This window comes from Pseudomonas sp. P1_F1_2, from assembly GCF_056405815.1.
Genome location: NZ_JBFUBK010000064.1, coordinates 23660 through 33973, shown reverse-complemented (window position 1 = coordinate 33973; position 10314 = coordinate 23660). Strand labels below are relative to the sequence as shown.

Here is a 10314-nt window from a genome sequence, read left to right as displayed (position 1 = left end):
AACCGGAGCCGTTTCCTGAACAGATGCACTGGCGCGTTCAGCTTGCTCGTGAGCTTGTGCTTCAGCCGGTGCGCTGATCACGGTGCTGGCAACGGCTGCGGTAACAGCCAGGCCGGCGGCCAGATCGGCAGTGGTTGGTGCTTCGTTGCTTTCGCCCGCTTCGTTACCTTCGGATTCTTCCGAACCTTCGATCACGTTGCCGTTGGCATCGCGTTGACGCTCGCGACGGTTGCTGCGACGACGCTGGCCACGGGAGCGGCGGCGTGGACGATCGCCTTCGGCGCCTTCCTGACCGTCTTCCTGCAGTTGCTCTTCGTTGGAGGTCAGCTCTTCTTCAGCAACGGCGGCAGCAGCTTGTTCTGCACGTGGCTGACGTTCTTCACGCGGTGGGCGTGGTGCGCGTTCTTCACGTGGCTGACGAGCCGGACGCTCTTCAGCGGTAGCCGCAGCGGCCGGAGCAGCATCCAGAGGCTCGCGCAGTTCACGAACCGGGCGTTCTTCACGATCGCCACGTGGCTTGCGGTCTTCGCGTGGAGCGCGCGGTGCACGTTCTTCGCGAGGGGCGCGTGGTGCGCGTTCTTCGCGTGGAGCACGTTCTTCACGAGCTACGGCCGGGGTTTCTTCACGGACTTCGCGTGGCTCACGTGGTGCGCGTTCTTCACGCGGTGCACGTTCCTCACGAGGCTTGCGCTCTTCGTCGCGGCGGCCATTACGGTTGCGGCTCTGCTGACGACCGTTGCGACGTTCTTCGTTACGGGCCGGGCGCTCGGTGGTCGCTGGTTTTTCAACCACAACCGGAGCAACAGGCTCTTCCTTGGTCGCGAACAGGCTGACCAGTGACTTCACCAGGCCTTTGAACAGGCTTGGTTCTGGCACGGCAGCCGGGGCGGCTACTGGAGCGGCAACGACTTCGGTCGGAACCGGAGCGTTGGCGCGGGCCGGAGCGGTCTTGACTGCCGCTTCCTGGCGAACCAGGGTGCGGGTCGCAGCGGCTGGCTGGACTTCTTCGACTTCGGCAGCGGCAGCAGCGATTTCGTAGCTGGACTGATTGATGCCGGCTTCCGGGCTGTCATCGCGCAGACGCTGAACTTCGAAGTGCGGCGTTTCGAGGTGATCGTTCGGCAGAATGACGATGCGGGCACGGGTGCGCAGTTCGATCTTGGTGATCGAGTTGCGTTTTTCGTTGAGCAGGAACGCTGCAACCGGGATCGGCACTTGTGCGCGAACTTCGGCGGTGCGGTCTTTCAGGGCTTCTTCTTCGATCAGGCGAAGAATGGCCAGCGACAGCGATTCAACGTCACGGATGATGCCGGTGCCGTTGCAACGCGGGCAAACGATGCCGCTGCTTTCGCCCAGCGATGGACGCAGGCGTTGACGGGACATTTCCAGCAGGCCGAAGCGCGAGATGCGACCGACTTGCACGCGAGCACGGTCGGCTTCCAGGCATTCGCGGACTTTCTCTTCCACGGCGCGCTGGTTCTTGGCAGGGGTCATGTCGATGAAGTCGATGACGATCAGGCCGCCGATGTCGCGCAGGCGCAACTGACGGGCGATTTCTTCGGCGGCTTCAAGGTTGGTCTGCAGTGCGGTTTCTTCGATGTCGCTGCCTTTGGTGGCGCGCGCCGAGTTGATGTCGATGGACACCAGGGCTTCGGTCGGATCGATAACGATGGAACCGCCGGAAGGCAGTTCAACGACGCGCTGGAAAGCGGTCTCGATCTGGCTTTCGATCTGGAAACGGTTGAACAGCGGAACGCTGTCTTCGTACAGCTTGATCTTGCTGGCGTACTGCGGCATCACCTGGCGGATGAAGGTCAGGGCTTCGTCCTGGGCTTCAACGCTGTCGATCAGCACTTCGCCGATATCCTGGCGCAGGTAATCGCGGATGGCGCGGATGATCACGTTGCTTTCCTGGTAAATCAGGAACGGCGCGGAGCGATCCAGCGAGGCTTCTTTGATGGCGGTCCAGAGTTGCAGCAGGTAATCGAGGTCCCACTGCATTTCTTCGCTGCTGCGGCCAAGGCCGGCAGTGCGAACGATCAGGCCCATGTCGGCCGGGGCAACCAGGCCGTTCAGGGCTTCACGCAATTCGTTGCGCTCTTCACCTTCAATGCGACGGGAGATACCGCCGGCACGCGGGTTGTTCGGCATCAGAACGAGGTAACGACCGGCCAGGCTGATGAAGGTGGTCAGGGCGGCGCCCTTGTTGCCACGTTCTTCTTTTTCGACCTGAACGATGACTTCCTGGCCTTCGCTCAGGACGTCCTTGATATTGACGCGGCCTTCGGGGGCTTTCTTGAAGTATTCGCGGGAGATTTCTTTGAGGGGCAGGAAGCCGTGGCGCTCGGAGCCGAAATCGACAAAGGCAGCCTCAAGGCTTGGTTCGATGCGAGTAATCCGGCCTTTATAGATGTTGGCCTTCTTCTGCTCGCGTGCACCGGATTCGATGTCCAGGTCGTAGAGGCGTTGGCCATCTACCAGTGCAACACGCAACTCTTCGGGTTGAGTTGCGTTAATCAGCATTCTTTTCATGTAGTACCGTCGGTTTCCGGGCTGCCGGAAACGGCGTTCGGCACACACGACTTCTCACGGTCGGTGTCAGGTGCGTCAGGAGTGGTTGGCCACTCCAGTGTCTAGCGAACCCCGACCAATTGGGTCGGTGTCGCGACGTACGCGTCCTGCTTGCTGTGGCTACTTAAGCACTCAGTCAGGAGGAGGAATCAACCAGCGGCTGTGGACGAGATGAAGCGTCTTGATAAAGCCTATTGCTACACAGTCCAGCGGTTGTGCATCTCCACCCTACACGTATCCCTGATAATTCGGGTGCTGCCGCGCGCAGAATCCGCAGCGGGTTGGCATTTACCGTGAGCTCCGAAGGGGGAGGTCACGCATCATGGCTAATTTAGGCGTTGTTTCCGAAGCGTTCGCTCGGGGTCGTTCGTCGCTGACTGCACTTTGTGAACTGGCCGTGAATATTGGCTCGCAAGGCGAGTGAAAACTCTGCTTTGCGGCTTGATTCAGGCCTCATGTCACCTGCGCTCGTTACAGCTGCAAACTCCACCGTTACGTAGCGAAAGCCCCGTAGGACGGCCTCACGTCCTGGTGAATTGCGTTGGTCAGGGCCGGTTTTTGACCGTTGGTCCGCTGTCCAGGCCGCTTTTGGCGGCGTTCGCGACTATAGCAGCAATGATTAAGTGCTTCAATTCCATAAAAAATTGTTATCATCCGCGCCATGACGACTACAACCCCTCCGACCCCAGCGGTACAGCTGCTGGAGGTCTCGCCGGAATATGCCGGCCAACGTATTGACAACTTCCTTCTCGCTCGGCTCAAAGGCGTGCCCAAGACCTTGATTTACCGCATTTTGCGTAAAGGCGAAGTGCGTGTGAACAAGGGACGGATCAAGCCCGAATACAAGCTGCAGGCGGGCGATATCGTGCGCGTGCCGCCGGTTCGCGTGCCTGAGCGCGACGAGCCGGTGCCGCTGGCCCAAGGCCTGCTGCAGCGCCTCGAAGCCTCGATTGTCTTCGAAGACAAGGCGCTGATCGTGATCAACAAGCCTTGCGGCATTGCGGTTCATGGCGGCAGCGGCCTGACTTATGGAGTGATCGAAGCCTTTCGTCAGTTGCGTCCCGATTGCAAGGAACTGGAGCTGGTCCACCGTCTCGACCGTGACACCTCCGGCCTGCTGATGATCGCCAAGAAGCGCAGCATGCTGCGCCATTTGCACACGGCATTGCGCGGCGATGGCGTCGACAAGCGCTACATGGCACTGGTCCGCGGTAACTGGGCGGCCTCGATCAAGCAGGTTCGTGCGTCGCTGGGCAAGAGCAATCTGCGCTCCGGCGAGCGCATGGTCGAGGTCGACGAGGAGGAGGGGAAGGAGTCGGTGACCGTGTTCAAGGTCCTGCGCCGCTTCGGCGACTTTGCCACCCTGATCGAAGCCAAGCCGATTACCGGCCGGACTCACCAGATCCGCGTCCATACCTTGCACGCCGGGCATTGCATTGCCGGCGACACCAAGTACGGCGATGACGATTTCAGCAAAGAGATCCGTGATTTGGGCGGCAAGCGCCTGTTCTTGCACGCCTACATGCTGACCGTGCCGCTGCCGGATGGCAGCGAGCTGAAGTTGCAGGCGCCAGTGGATGAAATGTGGGCCAAGACCGTGGAGCGATTGAGTGCGCCCCTCTGATTACAAACTGCTGATTTTCGATTGGGACGGCACGCTGGCCGATTCCATCGGTCGGATTGTCGAGGCGATGCATGTCGCGTCCGAGCGCTCCGGGTATCCGTTGCGTGACGACTTTGCCGTCAAGGGCATCATCGGTCTCGGTTTGCCGGAAGCGATTCGCACCCTGTATCCGGAGATTGGCGATGCCGAACTGGTAGCGTTTCGTCAGCACTATGCCGACCACTACATCGCCTCGGAGGCGGTGCCTTCGCCGTTGTTCGAGGGGGTCGTCGAGTCGATGGAGGCGTTCCGTGCCGAGGGGTATCATTTGGCTGTGGCGACCGGCAAGGCGCGTCGCGGGCTGGATCGGGTGCTGAAGTCTCACGGGTGGGAAGACTATTTCGACATTACCCGTGCCGCCGACGAAACCGCGAGCAAGCCTCATCCGCTGATGCTTGAGCAGATTCTCGCCCACTGCGAGGTTCGCCCTGAGCAAGCGTTGATGGTCGGCGATTCGTCCTTCGACTTGCAGATGGCGCGCAACGCCGGCATGGATTCGGTTGCAGTCAGCTTTGGCGCGCAATCGATCGAGGCGCTGAAAGTGTTCGAGCCGGCGCTGGCCATTGATCGTTTTTCAGAATTGCATGCCTGGCTGAATCAGCGGGCTTAACAGGTTTTTGCTGGGGTAGATGTCATGACCGACGAATGGAAGGCGCCTGACAAGTCGAGTGCGCAGAGCGGTGACGAGAAAAGCTGGAAGCTGCTGGAAAAGACTCTGCTGGCGGGTGTGCAGGAACAACGCAGGTCTCGCCGCTGGGGGATATTCTTCAAGCTGCTGACCTTCGTGTACCTGTTTGTCGCGCTGATCCTGTTTACGCCGCTGATGGACATGGAAAAGAGTGCGACCCGCAGCACCAACTACACGGCATTGATCGATGTGACGGGCATGATCGCCGACAAGGAGCCGGCCAGTGCTGACAATATCGTCGGCAGCCTGCGTGCTGCCTTTGAGGACGAGAAAGTCAAAGGTATCGTGCTGCGCATCAACAGCCCGGGCGGCAGTCCGGTGCAGTCGGGTTATGTGTATGACGAAATCGTCCGCCTGCGTGGCCTGCATCCGGATACCAAGGTGTATGCGGTGATTTCGGACCTGGGGGCTTCCGGTGCTTACTACATCGCCAGTGCGGCGGATCAGATCTACGCCGACAAGGCGAGCCTGGTGGGTTCCATTGGTGTGACGGCGGCCGGCTATGGTTTTGTCGGTACCATGGAGAAGCTGGGTGTCGAACGTCGTACCTACACCTCGGGTGAGCACAAGTCGTTCCTCGATCCGTTCCAGCCGCAGAAGCCTGAGGAAACTCAGTTCTGGCAAGGTGTGCTGGATACCACGCACCAGCAGTTCATCAACAGCGTGAAGAAGGGGCGTGGCGATCGTCTCAAGGACAAAGAGCATCCGGAGTTGTTCTCCGGGCTGGTCTGGAATGGTGAGCAGGCGTTGCCGCTGGGGTTGATCGATGGCCTGGGTAATGCCAGTTCTGTGGCGCGTGATGTGATTGGCGAGAAAGAACTGGTGGACTTCACTGTTCAGGAATCGCCGTTCGATCGCTTCTCGAAGAAGCTCGGTGCCAGCGTTGCGGAGCAATTGGCGATGTGGATGGGGTTTCACGGTCCATCAATGCGCTGATCTCCTTTGGCATTAAAAACCGGCCCAGGTGGCCGGTTTTTTAATACCTGTGCGGTCTCTGTAGCAGCTGGCGAAGCCTGCGTTCGAGTGCGTAGCGCTCGCAAATCCGGATTTCGCGGGTTGCCTGGCAGGTCGCGGCATATGGTTTGGCGAGCGCTGCGCACTCGAACGCAGGCTTCGCCAGCCGCTACACGATTGTGGTGGTCAGGGTATTTGCACGCCTTCGGCCAGCAACATATCGATCAGGCGGATCAGTGGCAGGCCGATCAGGCTGGTAGCGTCAGGGCCTTCTGTGCTTTGAAACAGACTCACCCCCAAGCCTTCCGCCTTGAAGCTGCCAGCGCAGTCGTAGGGCTGCTCGGCGCGCAGGTAGCGTTCGATGCGCGCCTGATCCAGCGTGCGCATGTGCACGGTGAACGGCACGCAATCAACCTGGCATTCGCCTGTCTGGCTGTTGAGCAGCGCCAGGCCGGTCAGGAAGGTCACGCTGGCACCGCTGGCGGCCAGCAATTGCTCGCGGGCCTTTTCGAAGGTGTGGGGTTTGCCGATAATCCGCTCGCCGAGTACCGCGACCTGGTCGGAGCCGATGATTAGGTGAGCGGTATGGCTGCCCATCAGTGCCAGGGCTTTTTCTTTGGCGAGGCGCTTGACCAGTTCAATGGCGGGCTCGCCCGGACGATGGTTTTCGTCGATATCCGGCGAGCTGCAGGTGAATGGCAGCTGCAGGCGGGCCAGTAATTCCCGGCGATACACCGAGCTTGAAGCGAGTAGTAAAGGCAGCATGCGCAACTCCAAAAGTCAGGTCCGGATTCTAGCGGAGGCTTGCAAGTGACGGACAGGGCTGAATTTCCTTTGACATGGCCGGGGGCATCCCTATAATGCTGCGCCTATGTTGAATGACCCGATTCCACCTCACGTTGACCCGCGCAAATTGGCTGACCGTGGCACCACCCTTCAAGGTGAACTGCTGCTGGCCGATTTGGAGAGACTCTGCGACCCGCTTTCCGATACTGTCGGTACGGTGCAGGCTAAATTCGTTTTTGAACGAGATGAACGTAAATCTGTGGTCATCCACAGCTTTATCGACACCGAAGTCAAAATGGTTTGCCAGCGTTGTCTTGAGCTGGTCACCCTGCCGATCCATAGCGAATGCAGTTATGCTGTGGTGAAGGAGGGTGCGAATACCCAGTCGTTGCCGAAAGGTTATGACGTGCTGGAACTGGGCGAAGATCCTTTGGATCTGCAGTCACTGATCGAGGAGGAGCTTCTGCTCGCCTTGCCCATTGTGCCTGCTCATCATCCGGAAGAATGCCAGCAGCCGGCGGGTCTCGATGAGCCCGAACCGAGCGAGGACGAGGTAACGCGGTCCAACCCGTTCAGTGTATTGGCGCAGTTAAAGCGTGACCCAAACGTTTAGGAGTTAATCAATTATGGCTGTTCAGCAGAACAAAAAATCCCGCTCTGCCCGTGACATGCGCCGTTCGCACGACGCTCTCGAGGCTAGCACCCTGTCTGTAGAAAAAACCACCGGTGAAGTTCACCTGCGTCACCACGTATCGCCAGAAGGCGTATACCGTGGTCGTAAAGTGATCGACAAGGGCGCTGACGAGTAATCCTTGTCTGCTCAAGTCATCGCGATTGACGCAATGGGCGGGGACTTCGGTCCCCGCAGCATTGTTCAGGCCAGCCTTGCTTGCCTGTCTGCAACACCCTCGCTGCACCTGACCCTCGTCGGTCAACCCTCTCTTCTTGAAGAATTGCTCTCTGGCCAGTCGGCTGTGGATCGCTCGCGCCTGTCGATTGTGCCTGCGTCTGAAGTCATCACCATGGACGAGAAGCCTGCGCAGGCCCTGCGCGGCAAGCCCGACTCGTCGATGCGCGTGGCGCTCGAGTTATTGCGCGATGGCAAGGTTCAGGCCTGTGTCAGCGCTGGCAATACCGGTGCGCTGATGGCGTTGTCGCGGTTTGTGCTCAAAACCTTGCCGGGTATTGATCGTCCGGCGATGGTGGCGGCGATTCCGACTCAGAAGGGTTATTGCCAGTTGCTCGATCTGGGCGCCAACGTCGATTGCAGCGCCGAGCACTTGCTGCAGTTCGCGGTCATGGGGTCGGTGGCGGCCGAAACGCTCGGTATTGTCCGGCCGCGTGTGGCGCTGCTGAACATCGGCACCGAAGACATCAAGGGCAATCAGCAGGTCAAGCTGGCCGCCACTTTGTTGCAGGCGGCCCGTGGCATCAATTACATCGGTTTTGTCGAAGGTGACGGCTTGTACCGTGGCGAGGCCGATGTGGTGGTGTGTGACGGTTTTGTCGGCAATATCCTGCTTAAATCCAGCGAAGGTCTGGCGACCATGATTGCCGGGCGCATTGAAGCGCTGTTCAGGCAAAACCTCGCCTCGAAATTGGTCGGCGCCCTGGCGCTGCCGTTGATGAAGCGCCTGCAAGCCGATCTGGCGCCCGCCCGGCACAACGGTGCAAGCTTTCTCGGGTTGCAAGGAATTGTCGTGAAAAGTCACGGATCGGCCGGAGTTCAGGGGTTCCAGAGCGCCATTTCCCGAGCACTGATCGAGATTCAGGAAAACCTGCCAGAGCGTATTCACGGTCGGCTGGAGGATTTGTTGCTTTAGGTGTTTTCGTCGGACAATGCTTAAATGTGACCGCTCAGTTCATTTGGCCATCCAACTGTCAGTTTCTTGCGTCCCCCATAGCGGGACGTCAATTCTCCGACGACAAGATCATTAGGGGCTTGTTACATGTCTGCTTCCCTCGCATTCGTCTTTCCAGGACAGGGTTCGCAGTCCCTCGGCATGCTGGCCGAGTTGGGCGCGCAACATCCGGTTGTCCTCGAAACATTCAAAGAAGCTTCCGATGCCCTGGGTTACGACCTGTGGGCGCTGACCCAGCAAGGGCCGGAAGAGCAACTCAATCAAACCGATAAAACCCAACCGGCCATTCTGACCGCCTCGATCGCCTTGTGGCGTCTGTGGCTGGCTGAAGGTGGCGCGCGTCCGGGTTATGTTGCCGGTCACAGCCTGGGCGAATACAGCGCCCTGGTCGCTGCGGGCAGCTTGAGTCTGGGCGACGCGGTGAAGCTGGTTGAAACCCGGGGCAAGCTGATGCAAGAAGCCGTTCCGGCCGGGCAGGGCGGCATGGCCGCTATCCTCGGTCTGGACGATGCTGACGTGCTGGCAGCCTGTGCCGAAGCGGCGCAAGGCGAAGTGGTCAGTGCGGTGAATTTCAACTCCCCGGGCCAAGTGGTTATCGCCGGTGCCAAGGCCGCGGTCGAGCGTGCCATTGAAGGCAGCAAGGCTCGTGGTGCCAAGCGCGCCATGCCGTTGCCGGTCAGTGTGCCGTCCCACTGCGAACTGATGCGCCCGGCCGCCGAGCGTTTCGCTGCGTCGATCGCCGCGATCGACTGGCAGGTGCCGCAGATTCCTGTGGTCCAGAACGTCAGTGCCGATGTGCCGGCCGATCTGGAAACCCTCAAGCGCGATCTGCTTGAGCAGCTCTACAAGCCTGTACGCTGGGTCGAATCGGTCCAGGCGCTGGCAGCCAAGGGCGCGACCAATCTGGTCGAATGCGGACCTGGCAAAGTGCTGGCCGGCCTGAACAAACGCTGCGCCGAAGGCGTATCGACATCCAACCTCAATACCCCAGACGCTTTCGCTGCCGCCCGTGCAGCGCAGGCTTGAATCAGGAGAAACTTGCATGAGTCTGCAAGGTAAAGTTGCACTGGTCACCGGTGCGAGCCGCGGTATCGGCCAGGCTATCGCCCTGGAACTGGGTCGTCAGGGTGCCATCGTTATCGGCACTGCGACCTCTGCCTCGGGTGCCGAGCGTATTGCCGCCAACCTGAAGGAAAACGGCGTTCAAGGCACCGGTCTGGAACTCAATGTCACCAGCGACGAATCCGTTGCCGCGGTGCTGGCAGAGATCACGGCACAGTTCGGCGCGCCGGCGATCCTGGTCAACAATGCCGGTATCACCCGCGATAACCTGATGATGCGCATGAAAGACGACGAGTGGCATGATGTCGTCGATACCAACCTGAACAGTCTGTTCCGCCTGTCCAAGGGCGTTTTGCGCGGTATGACCAAAGCCCGTTGGGGACGAATTATCAGTATTGGCTCGGTAGTGGGTGCCATGGGCAACGCTGGCCAAGTAAACTACGCAGCCGCCAAGGCCGGTCTGGAAGGTTTCAGTCGTGCACTGGCACGTGAAGTCGGTTCGCGGTCGATTACGGTAAACTCGGTGGCCCCAGGGTTCATCGATACCGACATGACCCGCGAACTGCCCGAGGCACAGCGTGAAGCCTTGCAGACGCAAATTCCGCTGGGCCGTCTGGGGCAAGCACAAGAGATCGCGTCTGTGGTCGCTTTTCTTGCATCCGACGGTGCGGCTTACGTTACTGGGGCTACAATCCCGGTGAACGGCGGGATGTACATGAGTTAAATGT

10 protein-coding genes are annotated in these 10314 nt (G+C 59.7%); 8 read left to right on the top strand and 2 right to left on the bottom strand.

Annotated elements, in window-relative coordinates:
• A partial coding sequence (gene rne, locus AC1D2P_RS19150) for a ribonuclease E (protein ID WP_477811543.1) occupies positions 1–2532 on the bottom strand: 2532 nt, incomplete at its 3' end.
• Between the two features lie 700 nt (positions 2533–3232).
• Between rne and rluC the strand changes: the two genes are divergently transcribed.
• From rluC to sppA, 3 genes are read left to right on the top strand one after another with little or no spacing between them, the layout of a single operon-like run.
• Positions 3233–4195 (top strand): 23S rRNA pseudouridine(955/2504/2580) synthase RluC, encoded by a 963-nt coding sequence (rluC, locus tag AC1D2P_RS19145; RefSeq protein WP_477757805.1) that lies wholly within the window; start codon positions 3233–3235, stop codon positions 4193–4195.
• Positions 4182–4844, top strand: coding sequence for an HAD-IA family hydrolase (locus AC1D2P_RS19140; RefSeq protein ID WP_477757804.1), 663 nt, complete (start codon positions 4182–4184; stop codon positions 4842–4844). Before rluC ends, AC1D2P_RS19140 begins: the two co-directional genes overlap by 14 nt.
• A gap of 24 nt (positions 4845–4868) precedes the next feature.
• On the top strand, positions 4869–5858 hold the full coding sequence (sppA, locus tag AC1D2P_RS19135; protein ID WP_046031680.1) for a signal peptide peptidase SppA: 990 nt from the start codon (positions 4869–4871) through the stop codon (positions 5856–5858).
• 204 nt (positions 5859–6062) lie between these two features.
• Here the strand turns inward: sppA and AC1D2P_RS19130 are convergent, their stop codons facing one another.
• Positions 6063–6641 carry a Maf family protein gene (locus tag AC1D2P_RS19130; RefSeq protein WP_046031681.1) on the bottom strand — a complete coding sequence of 193 codons (579 nt, stop codon included), beginning with the start codon at positions 6639–6641 and terminating at the stop codon, positions 6063–6065.
• 106 nt (positions 6642–6747) lie between these two features.
• Between AC1D2P_RS19130 and AC1D2P_RS19125 the strand changes: the two genes are divergently transcribed.
• The 5 genes from AC1D2P_RS19125 (at position 6748) to fabG (ending at position 10310) form a co-directional block, all read left to right on the top strand.
• Positions 6748–7275: a YceD family protein gene (locus AC1D2P_RS19125; protein ID WP_004371317.1), complete on the top strand. Its 528-nt coding sequence runs from the start codon at positions 6748–6750 to the stop codon at positions 7273–7275.
• A 13-nt stretch (positions 7276–7288) separates the two neighbouring features.
• Entirely contained in the window at positions 7289–7471 is a 183-nt protein-coding gene (rpmF, locus tag AC1D2P_RS19120) for a 50S ribosomal protein L32 (RefSeq protein WP_003179396.1), read from the top strand.
• A gap of 3 nt (positions 7472–7474) precedes the next feature.
• Entirely contained in the window at positions 7475–8485 is a 1011-nt protein-coding gene (gene plsX / locus AC1D2P_RS19115; protein WP_077431523.1) for a phosphate acyltransferase PlsX, read from the top strand.
• Positions 8486–8611: 126 nt separating this feature from the next.
• Positions 8612–9550, top strand: coding sequence for an ACP S-malonyltransferase (fabD, locus tag AC1D2P_RS19110; protein ID WP_477757803.1), 939 nt, complete (start codon positions 8612–8614; stop codon positions 9548–9550).
• 16 nt (positions 9551–9566) lie between these two features.
• Positions 9567–10310, top strand: a complete 744-nt coding sequence (gene fabG / locus AC1D2P_RS19105) for a 3-oxoacyl-ACP reductase FabG (protein WP_046031684.1) — start codon at positions 9567–9569, stop codon at positions 10308–10310.
• Positions 10311–10314: the final 4 nt, after the last annotated feature.